This is a genomic window from Paraperibacillus marinus (assembly GCF_046237605.1).
In the GTDB taxonomy this organism is placed as follows: Bacteria; Bacillota; Bacilli; order Bacillales; family DSM-1321; genus Paraperibacillus; species Paraperibacillus marinus.
Window position 1 is genome coordinate 983,346 of record NZ_CP143542.1, and the last position, 24,698, is coordinate 1,008,043.

The 24,698-nt window shown below is 47.6% G+C and carries 26 protein-coding genes; 19 read left to right on the forward strand and 7 right to left on the reverse strand.

The window, feature by feature from the left end; genetic code table 11:
- The first annotated feature begins 1 nt into the window (after position 1).
- On the forward strand, positions 2 to 742 hold the full coding sequence (locus V1498_RS04985; RefSeq protein WP_409297218.1) for a hypothetical protein: 741 nt from the start codon (positions 2 to 4) through the stop codon (positions 740 to 742).
- Positions 743 to 784: 42 nt separating this feature from the next.
- A complete protein-coding gene (gene rarD / locus V1498_RS04990) occupies positions 785 to 1,714 on the forward strand; it encodes an EamA family transporter RarD (RefSeq protein WP_409297219.1) in 930 nt (309 codons plus the stop codon).
- 283 nt (positions 1,715 to 1,997) lie between these two features.
- Here the strand turns inward: rarD and V1498_RS04995 are convergent, their stop codons facing one another.
- Positions 1,998 to 2,798, reverse strand: coding sequence for an NAD kinase (locus V1498_RS04995; RefSeq protein ID WP_409297220.1), 801 nt, complete (start codon positions 2,796 to 2,798; stop codon positions 1,998 to 2,000).
- A 161-nt stretch (positions 2,799 to 2,959) separates the two neighbouring features.
- On the opposite strand from V1498_RS04995, the gene sppA reads away from it, so the two are divergent.
- The 9 genes from sppA (at position 2,960) to V1498_RS05040 (ending at position 10,943) form a co-directional block, all read left to right on the forward strand.
- Positions 2,960 to 3,970 carry a signal peptide peptidase SppA gene (gene sppA, locus V1498_RS05000; protein ID WP_409297221.1) on the forward strand — a complete coding sequence of 337 codons (1,011 nt, stop codon included), beginning with the start codon at positions 2,960 to 2,962 and terminating at the stop codon, positions 3,968 to 3,970.
- A gap of 13 nt (positions 3,971 to 3,983) precedes the next feature.
- Positions 3,984 to 4,490 (forward strand): RDD family protein, encoded by a 507-nt coding sequence (locus V1498_RS05005; protein ID WP_409297223.1) that lies wholly within the window; start codon positions 3,984 to 3,986, stop codon positions 4,488 to 4,490.
- A gap of 66 nt (positions 4,491 to 4,556) precedes the next feature.
- Positions 4,557 to 5,381 carry a DUF2953 domain-containing protein gene (locus tag V1498_RS05010; protein WP_409297225.1) on the forward strand — a complete coding sequence of 275 codons (825 nt, stop codon included), beginning with the start codon at positions 4,557 to 4,559 and terminating at the stop codon, positions 5,379 to 5,381.
- 45 nt (positions 5,382 to 5,426) lie between these two features.
- Positions 5,427 to 5,963: a GerW family sporulation protein gene (gene ytfJ / locus V1498_RS05015; protein WP_409297226.1), complete on the forward strand. Its 537-nt coding sequence runs from the start codon at positions 5,427 to 5,429 to the stop codon at positions 5,961 to 5,963.
- Between the two features lie 162 nt (positions 5,964 to 6,125).
- Entirely contained in the window at positions 6,126 to 6,626 is a 501-nt protein-coding gene (gene tpx / locus V1498_RS05020) for a thiol peroxidase (RefSeq protein ID WP_409297228.1), read from the forward strand.
- Between the two features lie 178 nt (positions 6,627 to 6,804).
- Positions 6,805 to 7,794 (forward strand): class I SAM-dependent methyltransferase, encoded by a 990-nt coding sequence (locus V1498_RS05025; protein ID WP_409297230.1) that lies wholly within the window; start codon positions 6,805 to 6,807, stop codon positions 7,792 to 7,794.
- Between the two features lie 468 nt (positions 7,795 to 8,262).
- Entirely contained in the window at positions 8,263 to 9,453 is a 1,191-nt protein-coding gene (locus tag V1498_RS05030) for an acetate kinase (RefSeq protein ID WP_409297231.1), read from the forward strand.
- A 147-nt stretch (positions 9,454 to 9,600) separates the two neighbouring features.
- Positions 9,601 to 10,440: an EcsC family protein gene (locus V1498_RS05035; protein WP_409297233.1), complete on the forward strand. Its 840-nt coding sequence runs from the start codon at positions 9,601 to 9,603 to the stop codon at positions 10,438 to 10,440.
- Positions 10,437 to 10,943: a molybdenum cofactor biosynthesis protein B gene (locus V1498_RS05040; RefSeq protein ID WP_409297235.1), complete on the forward strand. Its 507-nt coding sequence runs from the start codon at positions 10,437 to 10,439 to the stop codon at positions 10,941 to 10,943. The genes V1498_RS05035 and V1498_RS05040 overlap by 4 nt, the downstream gene beginning before the upstream one ends.
- Before the next feature lie 51 nt (positions 10,944 to 10,994).
- Here V1498_RS05040 and V1498_RS05045 read toward each other — a convergent pair whose 3' ends face one another.
- Complete coding sequence (locus V1498_RS05045) at positions 10,995 to 11,297, reverse strand: hypothetical protein (protein ID WP_409297237.1); 303 nt, start codon at positions 11,295 to 11,297, stop codon at positions 10,995 to 10,997.
- A gap of 204 nt (positions 11,298 to 11,501) precedes the next feature.
- On the opposite strand from V1498_RS05045, the gene V1498_RS05050 reads away from it, so the two are divergent.
- Positions 11,502 to 12,707 carry an argininosuccinate synthase gene (locus V1498_RS05050; protein ID WP_409297239.1) on the forward strand — a complete coding sequence of 402 codons (1,206 nt, stop codon included), beginning with the start codon at positions 11,502 to 11,504 and terminating at the stop codon, positions 12,705 to 12,707.
- Entirely contained in the window at positions 12,704 to 14,128 is a 1,425-nt protein-coding gene (gene argH / locus V1498_RS05055; protein ID WP_409297240.1) for an argininosuccinate lyase, read from the forward strand. The genes V1498_RS05050 and argH overlap by 4 nt, the downstream gene beginning before the upstream one ends.
- Here the strand turns inward: argH and V1498_RS05060 are convergent.
- A complete protein-coding gene (locus V1498_RS05060; RefSeq protein ID WP_409297242.1) occupies positions 14,125 to 14,595 on the reverse strand; it encodes a universal stress protein in 471 nt (156 codons plus the stop codon). The genes argH and V1498_RS05060 overlap by 4 nt on opposite strands.
- A gap of 138 nt (positions 14,596 to 14,733) precedes the next feature.
- On the opposite strand from V1498_RS05060, the gene V1498_RS05065 reads away from it, so the two are divergent.
- Positions 14,734 to 14,859, forward strand: coding sequence for a hypothetical protein (locus V1498_RS05065; RefSeq protein ID WP_409297243.1), 126 nt, complete (start codon positions 14,734 to 14,736; stop codon positions 14,857 to 14,859).
- A 100-nt stretch (positions 14,860 to 14,959) separates the two neighbouring features.
- Here V1498_RS05065 and V1498_RS05070 read toward each other — a convergent pair whose 3' ends face one another.
- Positions 14,960 to 16,048 (reverse strand): M24 family metallopeptidase, encoded by a 1,089-nt coding sequence (locus V1498_RS05070; RefSeq protein WP_409297244.1) that lies wholly within the window; start codon positions 16,046 to 16,048, stop codon positions 14,960 to 14,962.
- Positions 16,049 to 16,247: 199 nt separating this feature from the next.
- Here V1498_RS05070 and V1498_RS05075 point away from each other — a divergent pair, with 199 nt between their 5' ends.
- The 3 genes from V1498_RS05075 (at position 16,248) to V1498_RS05085 (ending at position 18,683) form a co-directional block, all read left to right on the forward strand.
- A complete protein-coding gene (locus tag V1498_RS05075; RefSeq protein WP_409297246.1) occupies positions 16,248 to 16,928 on the forward strand; it encodes a metal-dependent hydrolase in 681 nt (226 codons plus the stop codon).
- A 125-nt stretch (positions 16,929 to 17,053) separates the two neighbouring features.
- The gene (locus V1498_RS05080; protein ID WP_409297248.1) at positions 17,054 to 17,293 is read left to right on the forward strand and encodes a hypothetical protein; all 240 of its coding nucleotides are present in this window, start codon (positions 17,054 to 17,056) and stop codon (positions 17,291 to 17,293) included.
- Between the two features lie 70 nt (positions 17,294 to 17,363).
- Positions 17,364 to 18,683, forward strand: coding sequence for a DRTGG domain-containing protein (locus V1498_RS05085; RefSeq protein ID WP_409297250.1), 1,320 nt, complete (start codon positions 17,364 to 17,366; stop codon positions 18,681 to 18,683).
- Between the two features lie 98 nt (positions 18,684 to 18,781).
- Here the strand turns inward: V1498_RS05085 and V1498_RS05090 are convergent, their stop codons facing one another.
- Positions 18,782 to 19,087: a YtpI family protein gene (locus tag V1498_RS05090; RefSeq protein ID WP_409297252.1), complete on the reverse strand. Its 306-nt coding sequence runs from the start codon at positions 19,085 to 19,087 to the stop codon at positions 18,782 to 18,784.
- Between the two features lie 122 nt (positions 19,088 to 19,209).
- On the opposite strand from V1498_RS05090, the gene V1498_RS05095 reads away from it, so the two are divergent.
- Entirely contained in the window at positions 19,210 to 20,154 is a 945-nt protein-coding gene (locus tag V1498_RS05095; RefSeq protein WP_409297253.1) for a DHH family phosphoesterase, read from the forward strand.
- Between the two features lie 74 nt (positions 20,155 to 20,228).
- Here the strand turns inward: V1498_RS05095 and ytrI are convergent, their stop codons facing one another.
- Positions 20,229 to 20,735: a sporulation membrane protein YtrI gene (ytrI, locus tag V1498_RS05100; protein WP_409297255.1), complete on the reverse strand. Its 507-nt coding sequence runs from the start codon at positions 20,733 to 20,735 to the stop codon at positions 20,229 to 20,231.
- Entirely contained in the window at positions 20,732 to 21,076 is a 345-nt protein-coding gene (locus V1498_RS05105) for a YtrH family sporulation protein (RefSeq protein WP_409297257.1), read from the reverse strand. The genes ytrI and V1498_RS05105 overlap by 4 nt, the downstream gene beginning before the upstream one ends.
- Positions 21,077 to 21,254: 178 nt before the next feature.
- Here V1498_RS05105 and dnaE point away from each other — a divergent pair, with 178 nt between their 5' ends.
- Complete coding sequence (dnaE, locus tag V1498_RS05110) at positions 21,255 to 24,614, forward strand: DNA polymerase III subunit alpha (RefSeq protein WP_409297258.1); 3,360 nt, start codon at positions 21,255 to 21,257, stop codon at positions 24,612 to 24,614.
- Positions 24,615 to 24,698 lie beyond the last annotated feature (84 nt).

The following is a 24,698-nucleotide window of genomic DNA, read 5'->3' on the forward strand; positions in this document are numbered from 1 at the left end:
TATGGTCGTAAACGAAGCTTTACAACCATTTTCGCCGGGATGGCAGGCTATTTATGTCGTAAAGAAAGCTTTACAACCATTTTCATCTAGGTTGCCGGTCATTATGGTCGTAAACGAAGCTTTACAACCATTTTCGCCGGGATGGCAGGCTATTTATGTCGTAAAGAAAGCTTTACAACCATTTTCACCTGGGTTGCCGGTCATTTTGGTCGTAAACGAAGCTTTACAACCATTTTCGCCTGGGTTGCCGGTCATTTTGGTCGTAAACGAAGCTTTACAACCATTTTCGCCGGGATGGCAGGCTATTTATGTGGTAAAGAAAGCTTTACAACCATTTTCACCTGGGTTGAAGGTCATTTTGGTCGTAAACGAAGCTTTACAACCATTTTCGCCGGGATGGCAGGCTATTTATGTCGTAAAGGAAGCTTTACAACCATTTTCACCTGGGTCGCAGGTCATTTTGGTCGTAAACGTAGCTTTACAACCATTTTCACCTGGGTTGCCGGTCATTTTGGTCGTAAACGAAGCTTTACAACCATTTTCGCCGGGATGGCAGGCTATTTATGTCGTAAAGAAAGCTTTACAACCATTTTCACCTGGGTTGCAGGTCATTATGGTCGTAAACGAAGCTTTACGTCCAAGCTCACTGGAAGGCAGCTCATTTTGCCCCCTCCGCCAAAAAAACAATCCCCCGGGAGCCCCCTCAAAAATAGATGGAATTCCGCTGGGTCCGGGTTTATAATATATATTATTTCGGGTCTGGAAATAACGGGGGTGTGAGGCTGTGAAGCTCTTAAAGGAAAATGACGGTGTTTTTTTTGCGGCGCTGTCTTATGTAATGTGGGGGATTGTTCCGATTTACTGGAAGTGGGTTCAGGATGTGCCGGCTGATGAGATTCTGGCGCATCGGGTGTTCTGGAGTTTTGTTTTCATGATGCTCCTGCTGTTTGCAACGAGGAAGCTGTCAGGCTTCGTCCTTTATGTGAAGGAAATGGCGAAGCAGCCGAAGAAGCTTGCGGCTCTTGGTGCAGCCTCGATTTTAGTGAGTGCCAACTGGGGAATTTTTATCTGGGCGGTTAATTCAGGGCGGATCCTTGAGACGAGCCTGGGCTATTACATAAATCCGCTCGTGAGCGTGCTGCTGGGTGTTATTGTTCTCAGGGAAAATCTGAATAAGCCCCAGGTGATTTCCTTTTTGCTGGCAGCGGTTGGTGTATTGATTTTGACGCTGCATTACGGAAATGTGCCGTGGGTTTCCCTGTTATTGGCCATTACCTTTGGATTGTACGGGCTCGCTAAAAAAATGATCCAGGCAGATTCGGCAATTGGCCTGACACTTGAGACTATGATGGTCACACCGCTTGCTCTCGGGTATTTCATTTATTTAACTTTTCAGTCTGAAACCATGTTCTTTGAGTCTGCGCGTACCGGACTGCTGCTCGCTGGCGGCGGTGCAGTGACAGCCCTGCCTCTTCTTTATTTTGCAAAAGGAGCACAGAAGGTACCGCTGTCGATGCTTGGTTTCCTGCAGTATATTGCTCCAACACTTACTCTGATCCTCGGAGTGTTCGTGTACCATGAGACGTTCACTAAGGTTCATCTGCTGGCCTTTATTTTTATCTGGAGTGCTTTGACGATTTATACGATTTCCCAGGCAATGCTGAGACGTCCCCGCATATCGAAGGTAAAAGAAAAAACAGGTTTCGGTGCATAAAACCAACATGAGATTCCTGCTCGCAGCCCATGCGTGGAGAGGAATCTGGACAAGAGCAGGAACAAATACAATAAGGCGGTGGGAGCGGAGTAAGGAGCAGGCAGGAATGCCAGCAAGATAAATATGTTCACACCTGGATGCAGGAAGCCTTATTCTTCATGCAGCTCCGCCCCTTTTCCACAGAAGTAAACCGCATTTCAGATCGGCTGGATCTTGAAATGCGGTTTTTTTGTCTTCTATAAAAGGGTTACTTCACATGAGGCTGAATTCTGACAGCATCTTTTTATAAAAAAGTACGCTGCACTTTCTCCCAGAAGGAATTATCCTTTAATTTAACCGTCTTGATTCTTCTGTCGCTGAGCTTCACATTGATTTGTTCGATATGGCTGATGCTGAGTGCTTCGTTGTCGGCGCCGATGATCGGATAGTTGTTGAGCTCCTTGTTCATTTTCAGTGTTAGTGTCCGGCCGCTGCTCAGGATGAAGGAGGATCCAAGCGTCCGGTATGTGTTATTGTTCAGTGAAGCCATTTCACTGACCTGGATGCATGGCAGCAGCGGGTCGACGACAGCGCCGTTCACCGATTTGTTGTAGGCTGTGCTGCCTGTTGGCGTGGCAATGACCATGCCGTCGCCGCGAAAGGTTTCGAAATGCATATTGTCGATCATGACATCCAGCACGAACGTACGGATGATGGATGAGCGGATGCTGCACTCATTCAGGCAGTAGAAGGAAGATTCTCCATTCAGGGTTATTTCAATGGCAGGGTATCTCCTGACCTCGATGTTTACATTTGTGACCGCTTCAATCATTTTCTGGGTATCATCAATATGGAAGTCGCAATACATATTCAGGTTGCCGGTTGTGGATATTCCTGCATACAGGCAGTCATCGCGGAAATCCGTTTTCCTTACTGCCTGGAGGAAGGTGCCGTCATCTCCGAGGCTCACGATGATATTGGCTTGTTTGTGGTCACGTACAGGGTTGAATCCATATTTTTCTGCCAGTTCGAGAAGAGGCTGAGCTTTCGCCATCATTTCTGAAGATTTGTCATGGTAAAAGTATAAATTGCGTCGTTCCTGCATGGAGTGTTCATCCTCTCAATTTGTTTCATCACAAGTATGCCCATCTTTCAAATTTCTTCCTGTTTGAAAAATTATTTTGTTACAATAATAGCTAGGTACTTATATTCTAGCAGATTGCAAAGTATTTTGAAAATTGCAGCGCAGGAAAGGGAGGCAGGAAATTGAACAGCAAAAGGTGGGCCGCATTGGGCACAGCGCTTGTATTATTCATCGTTTCAGTCGTGTTTAATATAGCATTCTCCTATGCTACAACAGATACAGAAAGTGTCATCGATGGATTTTTATCAGGAGGTTCCGAGGGATATATTGAGGAAGTCGTGAAAGATGGGGATGATGGGAAGCGGATTGCCATCCTTGAAGTGGACGGGGTCATCCAGGACGGAGGAGACAGCGACTCGCTTTTCGGAAGCACGGGCTATAATCACCGGGCATTTCTTGACCATTTGCTGCAAGTGAAGGAAGACAACAGCATCAAGGGTGTAATTCTCAGGGTTAACTCTCCTGGCGGCGGTGTAGTGGAGTCCGCCGAGATTCATGACCGGATCCTCGATATTAAAAAGGAGACGGGAAAGCCAATCTATGTATCCATGGGTTCGATGGCTGCATCCGGCGGTTATTATATATCAGCGCCGGCTGATAAGATCTTTGCAGTTCCGGAAACACTGACCGGTTCGCTAGGGGTCATTATGCAAGGCTATAATTATGAGAAGCTTGCCGAAAAATACGGCGTTGATTTTGTTACCATTAAGAGCGGTGAGCATAAGGACATCATGAGCCCTACCAGAGAGATGACTAAGGAAGAAAGGGCCATCATGCAGAGGATGGTCGACAATTCCTATCAGCAATTTGTAAAGGTGATTTCTGAGGGAAGAAATATTCCGCAGGAGGAAGTCAAAAAGATTGCAGACGGACGCGTATATGACGGACGGCAGGCCAAGTCGCTCAACCTGATTGATGAATTTGGTTATCTGGATGATACCTGGCAGACTATGGAGCGCGACCTGAAGATAAAGGATGCCCAGGTGATACGCTTTACAGAAGAAGAGGGCTTTGGCTCCTTATTCAGTATGGGGGCAAAAAAGATTGCAGGACAGGACTTTGAAATGCAGGGGTTGATTAAGCTGCTATCCAAGCCTAATTCTCCAAGGCCGATGTATTTGTATGCTGAATGAGGAGGGAAGCAGAATGGATGAATTGACTACAGTGGAACAGGAAGAAAGCGTCCGAGTCCCTGAGGAGCAGGCAGTCATGCCTTTCGCGGCGCTTCCTGCGGATGATCCCTTATTTGCCGGCTTCTGGATGAGGTTTTGGGCATACCTGGCTGACCTCCTCGTTGTCTGGAGTCTGTCGAGGCTTCTGGTTAAGCCGGCCGTCTACTTCTTCGGACTCACCTATTCAGAGATCCTGGGTTTTTCCGCATTTGAGATAGGGTCAGCTCTTGTGTTTTATTTATATTTTGTATTGATGAGCCGGTTTTTCAGGCAGACCATCGGGAAAATGATCTTTGGAATCAAAGTGGTCAGCTTAAAGACAGAGGGGCTGACATGGGGGTCTGTCCTATTCAGGGAATTTATAGGGCGTTTTATTTCAAAGTTTATTTTGATCGGATATCTGACAGCGGGCTTCCTGCCAAGGAAACAAGGCCTTCATGATATATTCGCAGATACAGCGGTCATTTTTGACCGGAAATGACTGAGGGACCCGGGGTGCACATGGATGCGCCCCGGGTCTATTTCTGTGGAAAAGGGGCGGAGATGCATGTATCAGAAGGCTTCCTGCAGCTGGGTGTGCACATCATTGAACCTCCTGGCAACCCGCCTTGCTCCGCTCCACCGCCTTATTGTGTTTGTTCCTGCTCTACTCCAGTTCCTTTCCATGAATGGGCTGCGAGTAGAAAACTCATGTTTGTTTTATGCGGAAAATGGCGATACTGAAGGCCTGAAGGGATGTGTTCTTATGGCATGGATCCTGACGGCCGTCATTTTACTATTTTTCTTTGCAATATTGGCCTTGACAAGACTCCGCCTCGAAATCTCCTGCAGCGGCGTTGAACCCTCTCATTCTGCCGCGATCCGTCTTAGTGCCTGGAAGGGGCTTGTCAGCTTCAGGAAGGAATTCCCCATTTCCCTTAAGGGACCAGAATTTTCAGTGCCGGATCAGCAGATCAGCACTGCTGATTTCTTCAGAATAGGAAAAATATTCTTTTCAGAAGAAAACAAAATGCCTGGAATCCTGAAGAAGTTTTTGAAAAAGGTCAAGATCCGGAAGTTTGACTGGCAGACGGTCATCGGCACTGGCAATGCAGCCCATACAGCCGTCCTGACAGGGGCCGTGTATGGAATCAAGAGCACCATCATCGGTGTCCTCACCCATTATCTCGTGGTGGATGAAATGCCTCATTATAAAATTGAGCCTCTGTATCAGGGAGAATATTCAAGAACTTCCCTCCTATGCATAGTGGAGTTCAAAATCGGAAACGCTATCCTGACAGGACTGCTCATTTTAAGAGAGTGGAATAAGCACCGGCAGCCAGTGGAAGGACAGAACACAAAAAACAGCAGATGCAAAAGGGCAGCACTCTGATGTCTCAACCAGTGAAACTGCCTGCATACAGGAGGATTGAAATGCATGACAGAACACCCGCTGCAAGGCTTGATGAACTCAGCCATGGAAAACCTGAAGCAAATGATTGATGTGAATACCATTATTGGAGATCCTGTTGAAACTCCTGATGGGAGTGTAATCCTGACCGTTTCCAAAGTAGGCTTTGGCTTTGCGGCAGGAGGCAGTGAATTTAACCCGGGAGTAAATTCTTCCGGATCAGGAAACAAGGATTCCCAGGCACTTCCGTTTGGCGGAGGAAGCGGAGGCGGGGTCTCGATCACACCGATCGCATTCTTGATTGTCAGGTCAGATGGAGTCCAGATGCTGCATCTTGACCAGCATACTCATTTGTTTGAGAAGATGCTGGACGCTGCGCCTGCGGCCTTTGAAAAGATCCAGAATATGACCTCATCCAATAAGGATCAAAAGCAGTCGGGGGGAGACGGGGCAAAAAAGGATAAGCAGGATTCAGGAAATAAGTCATCCGATGATTCCAAGGGAGAATCACGGGACAAAGGGCGGTCTTCCTTCAACTCGAAGATTATCGATTTTGATATGTAATAGCGGCATAAAGCCAGCTTCGAAGGCGGAGCTGGCATTTGTTTTGCGGCCACCCTGAGGGTAAGAGACGGTCAGTCGATATTTTTGCAAAAAGATATGAGAAAGAATATGATTACATTGTAGACTACATAAGTTTTGGAATGAGAAAAGGGAGGAATTATCATGGCTTCGATTACATTTAAAGGAAATCCTGTTACCCTGCTGGGTAATGAAGTGAAGGCTGGGGATCAAGCACCGGATTTCACTGTATTGGCAAATGATCTGTCTGAAGTGACACTCGCTGACACGAAGGGTTCTGTAAGGCTGATATCTGTTGTGCCTTCCATCGATACAGGGGTATGCGATGCACAAACACGCCGTTTCAATGAAGAGGCTGCCGGCCTGGATAATGTAAAGGTCCTTACAATAAGCGTTGACCTGCCGTTTGCACAGAAACGCTGGTGCGGTGCGAATGGTATCGAGAATGTTCAGACACTATCCGACCACCGCGACTTATCATTTGGTGAAGCCTATGGTGCCGCCATCCAGGAACTTCGTCTCCTTGCCCGCGCCGTTTTTGTAATAGACAGCAGCGATAAGGTAACGTATGCCGAATATGTAAGCGAAGCAACGGATCACCCTGATTATGAAGCAGCTGTTTCAGCAGCCAAGGCAGCAAATTAAGCTTTAAGCGCGGCAGCCTGAGTCGATGGACTCAGGCTGTTCTTTATGGCCCTGGCATCTGCAATGGTAAAATAAAGCGGGAGCGGGCCGGTGCTGGTGTCCCTGGCATTCAAAAACTTGTATCCACACCCTTTCACCGCTAAAATGATGAGAAAGAAAGACCAGGAGGAAAAACTCTTTGAACAATATAACTAAGGTAGAGAAATTATTCAGCATTTTTAACGAAACAGCGGGAGTACTGCAGGAAGAGCTGAGCTGCACCTATCTCGAAGCCCTTGCCGAAACAGGCGAAAACATGTTTCATGGAGATGTTGTACAGGATGAATTAAGTGAAGTCACGTTGAAGAGGCTTCGTAAACAATACGATTCTGTACCGCTTGCAACATTTTCTCATGAAGAAATCCGCAATGCATACCAGCTCGCCATACTGAAGGGAATGCAGGAAAATGTCCAGCCGAACCATCAGATGACTCCCGATGCAGTAGGGATGTTCATGGCGTATATCATCGATAAATACATGAGGGGAAGGACAGGTTTCACCCTCCTTGATCCGGTGGTGGGGACTGGCAATTTGCTGTTTACGATATTGAACCATTTCCGGGGCCGGGCAGGCTCATCCTACGGCGTCGATATAGACGACCTTTTGGTAAGGCTTGCTTATGTGGGGGCAAATCTTCAGGAGCAGCCCGTCCAGCTCTTCAATCAGGACAGCCTTGAACCGCTTCTTATCGACCCGGTCGATGTGGTGGTATGTGATCTGCCAGTCGGCTATTACCCAAATGATGCCCGTGCATCCGAGTTTGAATTGAAAGCGGACGAAGGGCATTCATATGCACATCATCTCCTGATCGAGAAGAGCATGGATCATGTGAAGGATGGAGGCTTTTTGTTCCTCGTTATTCCCAACTCTTTATTTGAGACAGCAGAAGCGCCCAAGCTGAATGCTTTTGTGAAAGAAAAGGCGTTCATTCAGGGGCTGATCCAGCTCCCGCAGTCCATGTTTAAAACTAAAGCTGCTGGAAAAAGCATTTTTATCCTTCAGAAAAAAGGCGAGGGAGTCACTCAGCCTAAGAATGCCCTGCTCGTTGATCTTCCAAGGTTCTCCAATGCTGCAGCCATGCAGGATATCATGAAGAAGATTGAAGACTGGTTTAAAGATCAAAAATAATATAAGGCTCTTTTCTAAAAGCTTTAAGGAGATTTATTTATTAAGCAAGGGGACTTACGCTTCAGGCGCGAGACTCCTGCGGGAGCAGCGGGACAGGTGAGACCCCGCAGGCAAAGCTGAGGAGGCTCACCGCCCGCCCCTAAGGTCCGCGAGGGCCTGAAGCGGAAATCTACTTTTTTAATAAAACAGCCACAATATATGCGAAAACAGTCTAATATATTTAAGCCTGCCGATACTTGGGCAGGCTTTTCCTATTATGAGGATAAAATCAGCGCTGAATTCTCTGAAAATAATAACTTTTGCGGTGTAAACGATACCAATGTTGAAAAGATGATAAGACAGTGCTTAAATGGGGTATGGTAAGGGGATTACTGCATTCTCTATTAAGCCCGGATTATTTCTTTGTGAATTTATCCATTCTAAAATAAGCAGCATGTTTATAATACTTAACCTGAAGGAGCGCTATACATGTCTAAAATCATGGCAATCAATGCCGGAAGCTCTTCGCTTAAATTCCAGCTGTTCGAAATGCCGAGCGAAGAAGTCATTACAAAAGGGCTTGTGGAACGCATCGGCTTGAACGATGCCATTTTCTCCATAAGCGTAAACGGAGAGAAGAATACCGAAACAACCGACATTCCAAATCATGAAGTGGCCGTAAAGATCTTGCTGGACCGCCTGATCAGCCACAATATTATCTCATCATATGATGAAATTACCGGTGTCGGCCATCGTGTGGTACACGGCGGTGAAGCCTTCAACGATTCAGTTCTCATCTCCGATGAAGTGCTGGCAAAAATTGATGAACTGTCTGACCTTGCGCCGCTTCATAATCCAGCCAACCTGACAGGCATCAAGGCATTCCAGCAGATTCTCCCTGAGATCCCTGCTGTTGCAGTGTTCGATACGGCCTTCCATCAGACTATGCCGGAAAGTTCATTCCTTTACAGCCTTCCTTATGAATATTATAAAGACTATGGAATCCGGAAATACGGCTTCCACGGAACATCGCATAAATATGTGGCTGAGCGCGCCGCTGCTATGCTTGGCCGTCCGGTTGAACAGCTGCGCCTGCTATCCTGCCACCTTGGCAATGGAGCGAGCATCGCAGCCATCCAGGGCGGAAAGTCCATTGATACATCCATGGGCTTCACACCGCTTGCCGGCGTAACCATGGGAACCCGTTCAGGCAATATCGATCCTGCCCTCATTCCGTATATCATGGAAAAAACAAACCAAACGGCTGAGGAAGTGCTCGATGTTTTGAATAAAAAGAGCGGAATGCTTGCTGTGTCCGGATTTTCAAGCGACCTTCGCGATATAACCGAGGCTGCCAAGGAAGGAAACGAACGTGCAGAGCTGGCGCTTGAAGTATTCGCAAACCGAATTCATAAATATATTGGATCTTATGCTGCAAGAATGTATGGCGTCGATGCCATCATTTTCACTGCCGGCATTGGAGAAAATAGTGAGGCTGTCCGTGAACGGGTCATGAAAGGACTTGAGTTCATGGGGGTATACTTTGATCCTGCCCTTAATAAAACCCGCGGTGAAGAAGCTTTCATCAGCTATCCGCATTCTCCTGTAAAAGTCATGGTCATCCCGACCAATGAAGAAGTTATGATTGCCCGTGACGTAACCCGTCTTGCAGGCATATAAGAACCGGCTAAAAGGCTCCCTCGAACAAGGGGAGTCTTTTTTGTCCGATAAAAGTGCCTTCGGATCATTATCACTAAAGCATGCGGGAGCCGGACTGTTATGCTATACTAAGTTCAAAATTCAATGGATGAGAATAGGAGGCTTGGCATGGCATTGACTGAAAGTGAAATCAGGGTGTGGGATGATATAGCCGACTGGGAAGAAAAGATGTATCAGTATGATCCGGGGACGCTTGAGCTTTTTTATGATAAATGGCTTGAACAGGGTTTCTCCATGCTTCCAGAGTCAGTCACGGACCAATTTTTTTCAAAATTCGATAACTGGCTTTTTCATATGAATGCCTTTATCCAGGGCTCGCAGATACAGCACGATGCAAGGGAAAGCATCCTGGCCGCGGCAAGGATCTTCGATTCCAGCGTAAATACATTGAATGATATGAAAAATTTATCCATCGACCAGCTGATTTATATTGCAGACCAGCAGATTGCCCGCCATCGTTTTTACTCCTTCACTCAGGGAAGTGTGAGCGGGACAGGGGAGACTCTCCTCCTTGGCTCCGATATTCCAGCCATCACACTTATTAACCTGAGGCTGGTCCAGCTCATCGCCATGACGTATGGAAATGAAGTGAATACTCCATATGAGCTGATGCTGACGCTGAAAGCATTCCATGCAGGCACAATGCCTAAGCGGATGCAGCGCCAGATGTGGGAGGAAATGGCGGCAGATGCCAAGCTTGATGATACTTTCTTTTATGCCGGAAGGGAAGAACTGACGAATGTGACATGGCTTGAGCAGCCTATCCGCCAGATCCTCAAGGCGCTGGCGATCTCCACCTTCAGGAGAAGGCTTGTAAAAGGTCTGCCCCTGGTAAGCATGGCCATAGGAGGCGCTGCCAATTACCGGCTGACAAGGAATGTATCGGAATTTGCCCACCGCTTTTACCAATACAGGTACCTGTCAGCTAAAAAGGATGATGCCCAGTGAGCCATATCGAGCATAAAAGTGAAGCCCCCGGCCATGTGCGGTGCATGGTGGTCACCGTAAGTGATACGAGGGGGAAGGAAGATGATAAGAGCGGACAGGAAGTTATCCAGTATTTAAGCCGGGCAGGACATGCCGCCCGGGAATACCGGATCGTGAAGGATGACAAAGAGGAAATAGCCAGGGCTGTTTCCGAGGGGCTTGCCGCTCCCGGTATAGATGCTGTCATCCTCAATGGAGGCACTGGCATCTCGAAGCGGGATGTAACCATTGAAACGGTCAAAGAGTTTATAGAAAAAGAAATCACGGGCTTCGGGGAAATCTTCCGGATGCTGAGCTATCAGGAAGATATCGGCAGTCCTGCTATCATGTCGCGGGCCATTGCCGGCACGCATGGCAGAAAGGCCATCTTTTCGCTGCCAGGCAGCACAGGTGCCGTCCGGCTTGCGATGAAAAAGCTGATTGTGCCTGAACTTGGGCATATTATAAGGGAACTGAGGAAATAAGGCTGTCCATCTGGACAGCCTTATTCGTATACATATACATTCATCTGCATGCTATGAATGTGATTTTCCGAAGAGGGCATCCTCATCCCTGAACCAGAGCCACAGATCATTGATGACGGAAGCGAGTTCTGAGATTTCTGTATTCAAGATGCAGGATCTATCAAAATCCGTTTCGCGGAAAAGGCATTTTTGCTTCATCACAATCTGGCCTTCCAGCTCCCTGATCCTGTCAGGAATGCCGCCCCTGATCTGTTCCCATTTCAGCATCACTTCGCCTGGAAGCTCTAAGGAAGCAAGACCATGTCTCGGAACCGGGATACCGAGCCTCTCATTGAATAAAAAGTATTCCTCCATCTCCACACTCCCTTTACTTTTCCCTTCGTTTTATCCATATACGATGAAAACCGGTTCAATTCCTTCACAACAGCCTATCTAAAAACATAAAAATATATGTGAACAGTTGTTGCAAAAAAAAAGAAAAGCTGATAAAGTATAACCATTGAATGCATAAAAATTAACTGTCATGAATGTTTATTCATTTAGGAGGACTTATAAATTATGACTAAAGAGAAGATTGTACTTGCATATTCCGGGGGATTGGATACATCTGTTGCAATAAAATGGCTTCAGGAGCAGGGGTTCGATGTGGTAGCCTGCTGCCTGGATGTGGGTGAAGGGAAAGACCTTGAATTCATTAAGCAGAAAGCTCTTACTGTAGGGGCGGTTAAATCCTATGTACTGGACGTGAAGGAAGAATTCGCGATTGATTATGCGCTCACTGCCCTTCAGGCCCATACACTTTATGAAGGAAAATACCCATTGGTTTCTGCGCTTTCACGCCCGCTGATAGCGAAGAAGCTGGTAGAAGTAGCTGAGGCAGAAAATGCAGCGGCTGTAGCACATGGCTGCACCGGGAAAGGAAATGACCAGGTCCGCTTTGAAGTATCCATTCAGGCCCTGAACCCAAATTTGAAGGTTATCGCACCTGTTCGTGAATGGAGCTGGTCAAGGGAAGAAGAAATCAATTATGCAGTGCAAAATGATATTCCGATCCCTGTAAACCTAGACAGCCCTTATTCTATTGATCAAAATCTTTGGGGCAGAAGCAACGAATGCGGCGTGCTTGAGGATCCATGGGCGGCTCCGCCTGAAGAAGCGTATGAACTGACAAGCAGCCTTGAGGAAGCCCCGGACACGCCTGATTATGCGGAAATCGAATTTGAACAGGGTGTCCCGGTCAAGCTGAATGGCGTTTCCTATCCCCTGTCAAGCCTGATCCTGGAACTTAATAAACTGGCAGGCAAGCATGGAGTGGGCCGTATCGACCATGTGGAAAACAGGCTGGTGGGAATTAAATCACGCGAGGTTTACGAATGTCCTGCAGCTCTTACTCTGATCAAAGCACATAAAGAGCTGGAAGACATCACCCTTGTGAAGGAAGTTGCCCATTTTAAACCGGTGATTGAAAAGAAAATGACAGAGCTTATCTATGAAGGTTTATGGTTTTCGCCGCTGCGGGATGCTCTCTCAGCTTTCCTTGCTGAAACCCAGAAAACGGTCACCGGGACTGTCCGTGTCAAGCTGTTCAAGGGACATTCAATTGTGGAAGGGAGAAAATCCGATTATTCCCTTTATAATGAAAAGCTCGCAACTTATACATCTGATGACGAATTTGATCATGCAGCCGCTGTGGGCTTCATATCGTTATGGGGACTGCCGACCAAGGTGAACAGCATGGTCAATCAAAAGAAGGTGACAGTGTGAGTGCACAGAAGCTCTGGAACGGGAGATTCACGAAAAGTCCCGAAGAATGGGTGGATGAATTCGGCGCATCCATAGAATTTGATCAGGAGCTTGTCCTCGAAGATATCGAAGGGAGCCTTGCCCATGTGGGGATGCTTGTAAAGCAGGGCATCCTCCACCATGAGGAAGGTGAAAAAATCATCAGCGGTCTGCAAAAGCTGCAGAAGAAGGCTGAGAACAAAGAGCTTTCCTATTCAGTGAAAATGGAAGACATCCATCTTAATCTGGAAAGCCTGCTGATTGAAGAAATCGGACCTCTTGGAGGGAAAGTACACACGGGCCGGAGCAGGAATGACCAGGTGGCAACTGATATGCACCTGTATTTGAAAAAACATGTGATGCATATCATCGGGCTGGCAGCAGATTTTCAAGAGGCATTGGTAAAACAGGCAGAGCAGCATATTGAAACGATCATTCCGGGGTATACACATCTGCAGAGGGCCCAGCCTATCTCTTTTGGGCATCATCTCATGGCTTATTTCTGGATGCTCCAGCGTGATAAACAGAGGCTTCAGGAAAGCCTTAAGCGCATCAGCATATCGCCGCTCGGGGCCGGGGCGCTTGCCGGTACCACCTTCCCCATCGACAGGGAGTACAGCGCAGGAGCGCTCGGGTTCGATTCAATTTACGAAAACTCGCTGGATGCCGTAAGTGACAGGGATTTCATACTGGAATTTCTAAGCATAAGCTCTACCCTTATGATGCATCTCTCGCGCCTCAGTGAAGAGGTGATCCTCTGGTCAAGCCAGGAATTCCAATTCATAGAATTGGATGATGCCTTTTCGACCGGAAGCAGCATCATGCCGCAAAAAAAGAATCCTGATATGGCGGAGCTTATCAGGGGGAAAACCGGCAGGGTATATGGTAATCTCATGGGGCTGCTTACTGTGATGAAGGGACTGCCGCTTGCTTATAATAAAGACATGCAGGAGGATAAGGAAGGGATGTTTGATACCGTTAAGACGGTAACTGGATCACTTAAAATCTTCACTGGCATGATTTCTACGATGAAGGTCAATACTTCCAGAATGGAAAGTGCGGTTAAAGAGGACTTCTCCAATGCGACAGAACTGGCTGACTATCTTGCAGCAAAAGGAATTCCTTTCAGGGAAGCCCATGAGATAGTGGGCAGGCTTGTCCTGCACTGCATTGAAAAGGGCTGCTATCTAAAAGATCTGAGCATGGAAGAGTTCCTGGAAGCATCCAGTCTTTTCGACCGTGACATTTATACAGTGCTTGAGCCGTATGAAGCGGTCAAGAGGAGAAACAGCGCCGGCGGCACAGGGTTTACCCAGGTCAAGGCTGCTGTTGAAAAAGCCAGGGAACTGCTTTTAGGAAAAGCAGCCGCTGGCCGTACAGGAATAACAGAGGCTGGATCCTAATAGGATCCAGCCTCTTGTTTTTTCATTTCATCCGGTGTCCGGACCACCAGCACATCGCAGGCAGCGTGCCGGGTGATATGCTCAGAAACACTGCCCATAAAGAACCGTTCAACCAGGTTGTGGCCTGTCGCGCCGCAAATGATCAAGTCTATATCAAATTCTTTCGCTATTTCTTTGGGGATTTTCACCTTTGGCGATCCATATTCCACAGCCGTAATAACGGATAGGACACCAGATTCCAGGGCTTGGGCCTTATATTTCTCCATCATGTCATTGACCCACCCGGCACCATCGCCTGCCTGTGAACCGAACGTTTCTCCGCTTGCAGCCGTCCGGTTATCAAGTACATGGGCAATTACGATTTGGGATTGATTCCGGAGTGCGATTTCAATCGCTTTTTTAAGGGACCATTCAGCCTCTTTTGAGCCGTCCACCGCGGCCAGAATTCTTTTATACGCCAATGCCATCGTTTTCTCCTCCTTAAGAAAGCTAGTTTTTCTCAGCAGGGAAGTTCAGCAGGTGCTTTTACACCTTGATTATACAATAATTACCTTGTAAATGGGAGTGCCATGGAGCCCATAGTATGAGTAAAGGAGGGAAGGAAGATGAATCAGGATAAGAACAGCGGGTATCCCCTCTTTGAAGAAGAGGGGATAAGGGAAATTATCGGCCAGATTACCGATGCGTATGAGTCGGCTGGAGTGACGCAGGAGTTGGAGGATAAAGAGTGAGGATGTCCTAAAACGTTCATGTAATAGGCAAAAGGAAAGCCCTGGGGAAATCTTCTTCCCCAGGGCCTTCCTTTTGCCTTTATGAGCCAGCTTTAGTGATTTATTTTAAAGTTTTTGGATAACGGGTCAGCACTTCACAGCCATCTTCGGTGACAAGGATATCATCTTCAATCCGGACGCCTGCAGTACCCGGGACATATATTCCCGGTTCAATGGTGAAGACCATTCCCGGCTTTAGCACGAGCTCATTCGTTTCAGTCAAAGATGGATATTCATGAACACTTATGCCAAGGCCGTGGCCAAGTCTGTGCGGGAAATATTCTCCGTAGCCGGCATCACTGATGATATTCCGGGCAATCAAATCAAGTTCAGCACAGGTAGCCCCCGGCCTGCAAGCTTTGATGGCAGCTTCTTCAGCCTTCAGTACAGTCTCATAAATGTCCCGCTGTTTTTCTGTTATTTCACCAAAGGCAACGGTCCTGGTGATGTCAGAGCAGTATCCCTCATACACGACACCGAGGTCGAAAAGGACAAGATCTCCTTTTTTAATCTTGGTCTGTCCAGGGGTGCCGTGTGGAGAGGCACCGTTTGCCCCTGTCAGAACCATGGTTGAAAAGGACATTTCATTAATTCCTGCCTTTTTCATTTCAAACTCAATCGCTGCCAGAACCTCCATTTCAGTTTTGCCTTCAGCAATCTCCCGCACACCGGTTTGAATGGCATAATCTGCGAGCCTGGCCGCCTCCCGGATCAGGGTCAGTTCTTTTTCGTCCTTGATCATCCGGAGTTCGCGGAGAATTTCCCCGGCTGCGAAGAATGCAGCGCCGGGCATCAGGCTCTGGATTTTTTCATAGCGCTCCACATTCATGTGCTCTTTTTCAATCGCTGCAGATCCTAAGGTGACATTTCTGTCTTTCAAAGCTTCCATGATCATGGTCCATGGATCTTCAATGTCGGTGTAGCCGATGATCGGATGGCTCCAGCCTGAGTTCCGGGCATCCTCCGTTTCCATCTTCGGGCAGACAAGGAACGGCTCAGAGTCCGGGAATAATCCGAGTGCCAGCAGCCTTTCATGCGGGTTGCTTCTGAATCCGCTGAGATAAAATACACTATCAGGCGATGTGATGAATCCGAATGGTATTTTGTTTTCCGTCAGCCAGTCCTGAAACTTTTCAATTCTCTTGCTCATTGTCTTTTCCTCCAATAGGGTATTTAACTGGTAGTATATGTAGATTTTTATAAGGATAAAAGTATGCTGTCAGTATAGAGAGTAACAGTCCTGGTTTCGATTGTAAACTGTTAGTCTATGTTAGAATTGGGTATATAGGTAAATGGAATATTGCTTTATCCCGTTACCCATTGTCATCACTCGAAAGGGGAGAATGTATATGAAGGTTTCTTTTCACGGCCACTCTGTGGTAAAGGTTATTGCAAATGGAAAAACCATTCTGTTCGATCCGTTTATTACAGGAAATGGACAGACGGATTTGAAAGTGGAGGATGTAAAGGCTGATGTCATTATCGTGACACATGGACATGGTGACCACCTGGGAGATACCGTCCAAATTGCCAAAGAGCATAACTCGCTTGTTATTGCCAATGCAGAGTTAAGCAGCTACCTGGCTTGGCAGGGCCTTAAAACCCACGGGATGTCGATCGGAGGAGCCTTTGAGTTTGACTTTGGCAGGGTCAAGCTGACTCAGGCTTTTCACGGGACCGGGCTGGATACAGAAAACCAGGAAATCATCTATCTGGGGATGCCGGCCGGCGTGCTCTTTACTTTTGAGGGAAAAACCATCTACCATGCCGGAGATACCGGATTATTCGGCGATATGAAGCTGATTGGTGAACGGCACCCGATCGACCTTGCATTCCTGCCGATTGGGGATAACTACACGATGGGGCCGGAAGATGCAGCCTATGCAGCCAAGCTTCTGGGGGCGAAGCAGGTTGTACCGATCCACTACAATACATTCCCGCAGATCAGGCAGGAGCCTGAAGCATTCCTCGAACTGTTGGAAGAAGGAAACGGAATCATCCTCCAGCCGGGGGAAGAGATAGAGCTGTAAATAGTAAGGAGGGCGCCCCAGGGCGCTCTTTTTTTGTGCGGCCGCAAGGAATAGGGCAAGTTCAGTTCCCGTTGTGCATAAGATGGTGATAGCCTGCCCCATTCCATCAGAAAAGAGGTTATATGATGAAACAAAGATATTTGATGTGCCTGCTGCTTTGCGGTGCCATGCTCTATTATCAGCTTCCGAAATTGAGCCTGAGCCCAGGTCATCCCGGACTTCCGGAACTTTACAGCTCCATGTGGCTTGTGCTCGCCTTCTTCGCCGCAGCAGGGAACCTGGCGGGGCTTTTATACAGCCCTGGTAAAAGGGCAGGGAAGAGGAAGCAAGGTCCAGGCCGCAAAAGAATGCATGATTATCAGTAGGTTCATTGTATAGACGGGTTTTTCATTCTATAATGGGAGTATAGAAGTACCTAAAAAGGGTGAAAACAGGTTGGCTACAAAACATGAACAAATTTTGAAATATATTGATGATCTCCCAGTCGGGGACAAGATATCGGTAAGACAGATCGCAAAAGCGCTGCAAGTAAGCGAAGGGACTGCCTACCGGGCAATAAAGGATGCGGAGAACAAGGGATATGTCAGTACGATTGAGAGAGTCGGGACCATCCGCATTGAAAGGAAAAAGAAGGAGAATATTGAAAAACTCACCTTTGCTGAAGTCGTGAATATTGTAGACGGGCAGGTTCTCGGCGGAAAATCGGGATTGCATAAGACTCTTAACAAGTTTGTGATCGGCGCCATGAAGATTGAAGCGATGATGAAATATACAGCCGCCGGAAATCTTCTGATTGTGGGAAACCGGGTCAATGCCCAGGAGCTTGCTCTAAAGGCGGGGGCAGCTGTTTTAATAACGGGAGGCTTTGATACGGAAGAACATGTGAAAAAGCTCGCAGATGAGCTGGAGCTCCCGATTATCCTGAGCAGCTATGACTCCTTTACTGTAGCCACGATGATCAACAGGGCGATCTATGACCAGCTGATAAAGAAAGAAATTCTGCTCGTTGAGGATATATTGACTCCATTGACTCAAACTGCTTATTTATCCCTGGAGGATGAAGTAGGTAAATGGCATGAATTGAACAAAGCGACAAACCACAGCAGGTTCCCTGTAGTAGACGCTGCGTTCAAGGTGCAGGGGATGGTCACCGCCAAGGACATCATCGGGCTGGAATTGGCCATGCCGATTGAAAAGGTGATGACCAAGACACCGCTGACCGTGGGCGGGAAAACAAGTGTGGCATCCAGCGCCCATATGATGGTCTGGGAAGGAATTGAACTGCTGCCGGTAGTGGATGAAAACCAGATCCTCCTTGGAATCATCTCCAGGCAGGATGTGCTGAAGGCCCTGCAGATGATACAGAGGCAGCCGCAGGTGGGAGAAACAATCGATGACGTAATCACGAGCCAGCTTGTATCGGTAGGGGCCAGAGGAAAAGGTGAGGACATTTACCGGTGTGAAGTGACGCCGCAGATGACCAACTATTTGGGGACCATTTCTTATGGCGTCTTTACTGCCCTTGTCACCGAAGCTACAAATCGTACGATGCGGGCTTACAAACGCGGTGATCTTGTCATTGAAAACATGACCATTTATTTCATAAAGCCGGTCCAGATGGACACTGTGATCGACATCCAGCCAAGGGTTCTTGAAATAGGGAGAAAATTTGGAAAAATAGATGTGGAAGTTTATAATGAGGGTAGATTGGCCGGCAAGGCTATGATGATGTGCCAGTTGTTCGAAAGGAACTGAAACAGACCATTTCGGGCAAGTGCATCCTTTCCTATTACCAGCCGGGGCCAAAGGCCCCTGATTAAAAAAAGGCCGCTGTCGGAGGCGGCCTTTTAAGATTATGCCCTATAGCCTTTTTCAGCTTCTTCAATGGCGAAGGGCAGATAATGCTTATAGGATTTATAGCCGGCCCAAAGGTTGATCCCGCCAAGCAGGATGAAGACGGCTGAAACGATATAAGTTACCGTACCGGTATTTATAAACAGCTGGTTGATCCCGAAAAGGACCACAAACAGCCCGAGTGCCATCGATGATTTAGTGGCAATCCATTTTTTTTCAGCCGGGCGCCGGGTGCGGACATATTTAATTTTATAAAATACATAAAATGCGAACGTTATCACAATCATTACGACAAGTACTGGCAAGTTGAGCTCCTCCGATCATGTGTATGGCAGGTCCCATTCATTGTACCTGCAATGGGGGATGATTTCTATAGTTTTATAGTGAAGTTTATTAAATTGACATAATTAAAAAAGGAGATATTTTTATGAAGGCAGAGATTCTGAAAACGATTCAAGAGTATGAGACAATTATCCTGCACAGGCATGTGAGGCCTGATCCTGATGCCTATGGGTCCCAAGGCGGGCTTGCGGAAATCCTCCGTGTTTCCTACCCGGATAAGGCGGTCTATGCAGTGGGGCAGGAAGAAGAATCGCTTGCCTTTTTAGCCCCCCTGGATGCTGTGCCTGATGAAATATACGAAGGTGCACTTATTATCGTCTGCGACACGGCCAATGAAGCAAGAATCTGTGACCAAAGATATAAACTTGGCGCAAAAGTTATAAAAATTGACCACCATCCAAACGAAGATCCTTATGGCGACCTGAGATGGATAGACACGGCCGCAAGCTCTTGCAGCGAGATGATCTATGAATTCTACCTTTTCGGGAAAGACCGCGGGCTTACGCTGCCTGATTCGGCTGCACGGCTCCTTTTTGCCGGAATAGTGGGAGACACCGGAAGATTCCTATATCCCAGCACTTCCGAAAAAACCTTCCAATATGCGAGCGAGCTGGTCCACTATAAGTTTTCGAGGCCGGAGCTGTTTAACGCTATGTATGACGTGCCGGTAAGTGTAGTGAAGCTGCAGGGGTATGTGCTTCAGCATTTCGAGATTCTCGAGGAGGGTGCAGGGAAGCTGGTGCTCCGCCGTGAACAGCTTGAACAGTTTGGAGTTAAAGTCTCGGATGCATCCCAGCTCGTAAGCTCGCTTGGCGGAATCAAAGATTTGAAGGCGTGGGCTTTCTTCATCGAGGAAGAGGATAACATCAGGGTAAGACTCCGGTCCATAGGGCCGGTGATCAATGGTGTGGCAAAGAAATACAATGGCGGCGGCCATCCGCTTGCCTCTGGTGCCTCCATCCATTCATGGGATGAAGTCGACCTGGTGATGCAGGACCTGATACAAGTATGCAGGTCGTTTACAGTATAAGTCTGTAAGCGGCCGGCCCTGCCGTCCGCGGTAAATGAGGCAGTGCCTGCATCTGCCGCGGATGTGGGGGCAGTCTATCTGACCTGCTTCAGGCGCAGTTCGAACTTCAAAGTTGTATAATATGAAATCTCCGAAACTTCAAGCATATATTTCTTCTTGTTAATCTCCAGCACTTTATTTTCAATGGACTTCCTCAGAAGAGCCCGGCTTTCATAAACGGTTTCCAGATCTTTTGATAGAAGGGCTGACTTCAGTTCATCCCGAACCGCTTCAGCAGCTTCCGCTGCACTCAGCCGGTCGACCTTATACATAGCAAAGTTGGCGATGGACACATGTACCTCCTGAATGGTCAGCTTTTTCAGGTTTTCTTCATTAAGCTTGTTATAGTCTTCCTCCCAAAGTTCATTTTCGTCTTCCAGATCTTTGATTGACTCGCTCTGCTTATGCAATTTGTTGATCAGCTTCTCCTGCATAACGCTGTGCATATAAAAAAAGACAAGCCAGCTGATAATCCCCCCGATAGCGGCGCCGGCGAAAAAACGCTGCCAAAGCGGGAGCCGGAAGTATTGCGGAATCCTCATGGAGAGAGATTCTGCTGCTGAGTCAGCCAGTTAATAAGCGATGCCCCGGTCTGGGCACCTGCAAGCGCTGACAGGATCAGCAGGATCTGCTTGACGATGTCCTTTGTCTCACCGTGAAATATTCCCCGCTCAAAGGAATAGACGGTATCAAATGTCCCCCCTATGGCTGCGATGATCGCCCAGATGCGCAGCGAGTCAGCCAGGCGGTAGACGACAGTCAGCGGAGGCTGCTCCGTGAAAAAGGCGCCAAGTCCCCCGATGAGTGCCCCGCCGAGCAGCACTCCCAGAGCTATAAAATAACTGTTCACAAATGCAGGAAAAAATGCTTCTTTCATAGCCATCAGCCCTTATACGTTTTTATTAGTAAATATATGGACAATCCCGGCCAGATATGTTTTTAAAAATGGCAGGCCATAGATGGGCATCACCTGCGGCTGACAGAACATATTTTCTTTTTACGTAAATTCCATCTATAATTAAAAGAGCTAATGCCTTATCAAAAGGATGGGGAATACCAAAATGTCATTTATACATCTGCAAGTCCAGAGTGCCTTCAGCCTTTTATCAGGCACGGCTTCAATTAAAGATCTGGTCGCTGATGCCAGGGCGAAGAACTATAAGACGCTTGCGCTTACCGATAAAAATACAATGTATGGAATGGTAGACTTTTATAAAGAATGCCTGGCCGGCAAAATAAAGCCGATTATCGGCCTGACAGCCGACATACTGCACGAAGAATCAGGATCCTACCCGCTCGTTTTGCTTGCGGAGGACAATGCCGGATACCAGAATTTATTGAAAATCAGCAGTGCCATAAAAACAAAGTCCAAGGAGGGCCTCCCTCTTAAGTGGCTTAAAGCATATGCGGGAGGGATCATTGCCTTGTCCGGTACCGGCGGATTGGTTGAAACCCTGCTCCTTCAAGATGAAAAAGAAATGGCACTGAAGGATGCCGGGCAGCTGATTTCCTTGTTCGGGCAGGATTCCTTTTTTATCACCCTCCAAAGAACGGGCCGCACGGGGGAAGATTCGCTGAATCGAAAGCTTATGGAGCTGGCTGATTCCCTCGGGGCGAAAATAGCGGCAGCCAATCCTGTCTATTATCTGCAAAAAGAAGATTCCCTGGCCTATGAAGTGATGCTGGCGATAAAGAATGGCGACAAGCTTGGGGATGAAAACAGGATAAAGCCGGATACATCCGACTGTTACCTAAAGGAACCGCAGGTGATGACGGAATTATTTTCAGATTTGCCCGAGGCATTGGAAAATACTCTGCAAATCGCGGAACGTTGTAATGTAATGATTGAATTTAACCGGAAGCTGCTTCCGAGATACAAGGGCGATGAGGCTGTGCCCGCGGACGAGATGCTTGCAAAAGTATGTGCCGCAGGCTTGAAGGAAAGGTATGTAAGTCCCGGAAAACAGCACTCGGAAAGACTGGAATATGAACTGTCTGTTATCCAAAAGATGAATTTCAGCGATTATTTCCTGATTGTCTGGGATTTTATCAGCTATGCCAGGAAAAAGGGCATACTTGTCGGCCCGGGGCGGGGTTCAGCGGCGGGCAGCATGGTTGCCTATGTGCTCCGGATAACGGACGTGGATCCGATCGAACATGGCCTCTTATTTGAGAGATTCCTGAATCCCGAAAGGATATCCATGCCGGATATTGATATAGACTTCCCTGATACAAGGCGGGATGAAGTCATATCATATGTAGCAGAAAAATATGGGGAGCTGCATGCAGCCCAGATCATCACTTTTGGCACCATGGCAGCGAAGGCAGCCCTGCGTGATGTAGGCAGGGTGTTCGGGCTGAATGCAAAGGAACTGGAACAGCTCTCCAGGATGATTCCCGCGAGGCACGGCATAACCCTCCAGGCTGCACTGAATGAATCCAGGCAGCTGCAGGAATTCGTCCGGGAAAAAGAACTGAATGCAAAGCTTTTCCAAACTGCCCTTAAGCTTGAAGGGCTTCCGAGGCACGCGTCCACACATGCAGCCGGAGTAGTGATCTCAGAACTGCCGCTTACCGATGTGATTCCCATACAGGAAGGACAGGACGGCGTCCATCTGACACAGCTGCCCATGGAAAACCTGGAGGAGCTCGGACTTCTTAAAATGGATTTTTTGGGGCTCAGGAACCTGACACTCATTGAAAATACGCTTGCCATGATTGAAAAAGCCACAGGAAAGCGGCTGAAGCTTAATGAGATAGACCTTCAGGATCAGCGGACATTCGACCTTCTCGGCCGCGGTGAAACAACGGGAGTGTTCCAGCTGGAGTCAGAAGGAATGAGGAATGTCCTGAAAAAATTGAAGCCTACTTCCTTTGAGGATATCGTCGCTGTCAATTCTTTATACCGGCCGGGACCAATGGAGAATATCCCCTTATTTATCAGCAGGAAGCATGGAAATGAGGCGGTTGATTATCCACACCAGTCATTAGAACCAATTCTGAAGCATACGTATGGGGTAATCGTATATCAGGAGCAGATTATGCAAATTGCCGCAAGCTTTGCCGGGTTTTCCCTTGGGGAAGCGGATTTATTGCGGAGAGCCGTATCAAAGAAGAAGAAAGATGCATTAGATAAAGAACGGGAGCGCTTTGTCCATGGCGCCAGAGTTAATGGCCATCAGGAAGAGGCTGCCAATAAAGTGTATGACTCGATTGTACGGTTTGCGAACTATGGCTTCAACAGGAGCCACGCTGTTGCCTACAGCATCATCTCCTATCAGCTTGCCTATCTGAAAGCTAACCATTTCCGGCATTTCATGTCGGCGCTATTGACGTCAGTGGTCGGCAATGAAGACAAAATAGCACAATATATCAGGGAATTAAAGATGAACGGATTTACTGTGCTTGCTCCTTCCGTAAACAAAAGCCAGTTTGCCTTCCAGCCTGAAGGTGAGGGAGTAAGGTACAGCCTGGCAGCCATCAAGGGAATAGGCGGAGCTGCCATCCGTGAGATTTTTCAGGCCCGGAGGAAAAAGCCGTTTGAGGATCTGTTTGATTTCTGTCTCCGGGTATCCTCCAAGGCGGTAAACCGAAAATCATTGGAGGCCCTTGTCTCGTCCGGGGCATTCGATGAGTTCGGGGAAGACAGGGCAACACTCCTTGCCAGCCTGGATGTAGCCATGGAGCATAACGAACTGGTCAATCCGGGTGACAATCAATTTGACTTGTTCGAAAACACGGAGTTCACCCTTAAGCCTAAATACCTGCGGGTAGATCCAATCAGGACGCTGGATAAGCTGGAGCTTGAGAAACAGGCGCTGGGTTTGTATTTATCCGACCATCCTGTAGTCCCGTTCCATAAGCTTTTCCATTATTTTGGTTCTGTCACCATTCATGAAGCCATGGAGCGCGGATTGAAAAAAGCCTATATTCCTGTCTATATCACAGACACCAAGGCAATCCGCACCAAAAAGGGCGAGACCATGGCTTTCATGTCAGCGGGTGATGAGACCGGTGAGGTTGAATGTGTGGTTTTCCCAAATGTCTACCGCGCAAGGCTTACCCATTATAAAAAGGGCAATATCGTCATGCTGCAGGGATCCGTAGATTCAAGGGATGAAAAGAAGCAGCTTATCGTCCATGATTCTTTTTCAATAGAAGATTTGAAGGAGATCTCAGCAAAGGAAGCACAGGTGCTGTATCTTAAAATACAAAAGGACAAGCATTCGAAGGATTTCCTGAACAGAGTGAAAAAAATCATTCAGTCATTCCCTGGCATGACAAAGATTGTTCTCTACTATGAAAAGGACAGCAGATATGTACAGCTCCCAATGGATCAATGGGCGGAGCCGAGCGAGGATTTCCTGGGCAGAATCCAGGCCCTGCTGGGCAGTGAAAATGTGGTTGTAAAGCGCAGCTGAGCTTTACAACCTTTCAAGTTATGTTATATTAGACATGTAATATCGTGGTCTGACCACCTGTGAATCTGGAATCATATTCAGTAG

Coding starts and splice junctions, on each gene's coding strand:
- V1498_RS04985 (WP_409297218.1), top strand. CDS start 2: ATGGTCGTAAACGAAGCTTTACAACCATTTTCGCCGGGATGGCAGGCT.
- V1498_RS04995 (WP_409297220.1), bottom strand. CDS start 2,798: ATGCAGGAACGACGCAATTTATACTTTTACCATGACAAATCTTCAGAA.
- V1498_RS05005 (WP_409297223.1), top strand. CDS start 3,984: ATGGATGAATTGACTACAGTGGAACAGGAAGAAAGCGTCCGAGTCCCT.
- V1498_RS05010 (WP_409297225.1), top strand. CDS start 4,557: ATGTATCAGAAGGCTTCCTGCAGCTGGGTGTGCACATCATTGAACCTC.
- ytfJ (WP_409297226.1), top strand. CDS start 5,427: ATGACAGAACACCCGCTGCAAGGCTTGATGAACTCAGCCATGGAAAAC.
- tpx (WP_409297228.1), top strand. CDS start 6,126: ATGGCTTCGATTACATTTAAAGGAAATCCTGTTACCCTGCTGGGTAAT.
- V1498_RS05030 (WP_409297231.1), top strand. CDS start 8,263: ATGTCTAAAATCATGGCAATCAATGCCGGAAGCTCTTCGCTTAAATTC.
- V1498_RS05035 (WP_409297233.1), top strand. CDS start 9,601: ATGGCATTGACTGAAAGTGAAATCAGGGTGTGGGATGATATAGCCGAC.
- V1498_RS05045 (WP_409297237.1), bottom strand. CDS start 11,297: ATGGAGGAATACTTTTTATTCAATGAGAGGCTCGGTATCCCGGTTCCG.
- V1498_RS05050 (WP_409297239.1), top strand. CDS start 11,502: ATGACTAAAGAGAAGATTGTACTTGCATATTCCGGGGGATTGGATACA.
- V1498_RS05060 (WP_409297242.1), bottom strand. CDS start 14,595: ATGGCATTGGCGTATAAAAGAATTCTGGCCGCGGTGGACGGCTCAAAA.
- V1498_RS05065 (WP_409297243.1), top strand. CDS start 14,734: ATGAATCAGGATAAGAACAGCGGGTATCCCCTCTTTGAAGAAGAGGGG.
- V1498_RS05070 (WP_409297244.1), bottom strand. CDS start 16,048: ATGAGCAAGAGAATTGAAAAGTTTCAGGACTGGCTGACGGAAAACAAA.
- V1498_RS05075 (WP_409297246.1), top strand. CDS start 16,248: ATGAAGGTTTCTTTTCACGGCCACTCTGTGGTAAAGGTTATTGCAAAT.
- V1498_RS05080 (WP_409297248.1), top strand. CDS start 17,054: ATGAAACAAAGATATTTGATGTGCCTGCTGCTTTGCGGTGCCATGCTC.
- V1498_RS05095 (WP_409297253.1), top strand. CDS start 19,210: ATGAAGGCAGAGATTCTGAAAACGATTCAAGAGTATGAGACAATTATC.
- ytrI (WP_409297255.1), bottom strand. CDS start 20,735: ATGAGGATTCCGCAATACTTCCGGCTCCCGCTTTGGCAGCGTTTTTTC.
- V1498_RS05105 (WP_409297257.1), bottom strand. CDS start 21,076: ATGGCTATGAAAGAAGCATTTTTTCCTGCATTTGTGAACAGTTATTTT.
- dnaE (WP_409297258.1), top strand. CDS start 21,255: ATGTCATTTATACATCTGCAAGTCCAGAGTGCCTTCAGCCTTTTATCA.